Raw genomic sequence first — 1,322 nt, 5'->3', positions numbered from 1 at the left:
GTCTATAACAGCTGACCTAGCTTAAACCAGTCGCCTATAAGGCGGCTTTTTTAGCTTAAAGTTATCTTATTTAAAAATACCAAACTTTAACATTAAATGTAGTGCTATAATATAAATTGATGGAATATTCTAACTTTTTGAGGGGTGATGGCTAATGCTTTCTTTGTTAGGGTTTGGAATGATTGCGACTTTTCTATTTCTTGTCATCAGTAAACGCTTGTCCGTGGTTGTTGCTTTTATTTTTGTCGCTATCCTCTTTGGTGTAATTGGAGGTTTTAGTGCTGATATGGGCGATATGATGATGAATGGTATTTTAAAAGTAGCTCCTACGGCCATTATGATCGTTTTTGCTATTTTATATTTTGGACTAATGATTGACGTCGGTTTATTTGATCCTATGATTTCTCGTATCCTAAACATTGTGAAAGGAGATCCTTTAAAAGTCGTAATGGCAACTGCCGTTATTACAATGCTTGTTGGCTTGGACGGAGACGGCTCTTCTACATTTTTAATTACAGTTTCCGCCTTGCTTCCTTTGTACACAAAACTGGGAATGAACCGACTAATACTGGCTTGTGTTATTAGTTTAAGCGCAGGTGTTATGAATATGATTCCTTGGGGAGGTCCTCTCGTAAGAGCCGCAGCAAGTTTACAATTAGAAGTATCGGATCTATTTAACCCTCTGATTCCAGCTATGGCAGCGGGATTGATGTGGACTTTATTTTCAGCATACTTACTCGGAAAGAGAGAGAAGGCGCGCTTAGGAACCATTCATTTAAAAGGTGCATCAATGGCTTTTGCTGAACAGCTTTCAGTTCATGAAATCCCTGGGAAGCCACCTAGACTCTTTTGGTTTAATGCCTTATTGACACTGTGCTTAATGACTCTCTTGATCATAGACATACTCCCTATTCCAATTTTGTTTGCTATTGCTTTTGCCATTGCTTTATTTGTTAATTTTCCTCATCCAAAAGAACAGCAGGAAAGAATCTTAAGTCATGCAAACAGCTTTGTAATGGTTAGTACATTGGTTTTTGCAGCCGGAATCTTTACAGGCGTTTTTACAGAAACAAAAATGATGGATGCCATAGCTAATACCATTGTCAGCCTCACTCCTGAATGGCTGGGCTCTCACCTTCCCCTAGTTGTAGCAATAACGAGCCTTCCTCTTAGCTTTGTATTTTCACCTGATGCTTATTACTTTGGCATTTTACCTGTTATTAGCCATACAGCAGCTAATTTTGGTGTAGACCCTGTAGAAATAGGACGAGCAGCTTTATTGGGACATTCCACAACTGGGTTTCCTCTATCCCCTTTAGTGC

At 39.0% G+C, this 1,322-nt stretch carries 1 protein-coding gene; it reads left to right on the top strand.

The window, feature by feature from the left end; all coding sequences use genetic code 11:
• Window positions 1-154: 154 nt before the first annotated feature.
• On the top strand, window positions 155-1,322 hold a 1,168-nt coding region (locus tag RB298_RS22850; protein WP_486048712.1), incomplete at its 3' end, for a CitMHS family transporter.

The organism is Priestia sp. BR_2, from assembly GCF_041954005.1.
Taxonomy (GTDB): domain Bacteria; phylum Bacillota; class Bacilli; order Paenibacillales; family Paenibacillaceae; genus Paenibacillus_AQ; species Paenibacillus_AQ lautus_A.
This window is presented reverse-complemented; position numbering and strand designations above follow the sequence as displayed.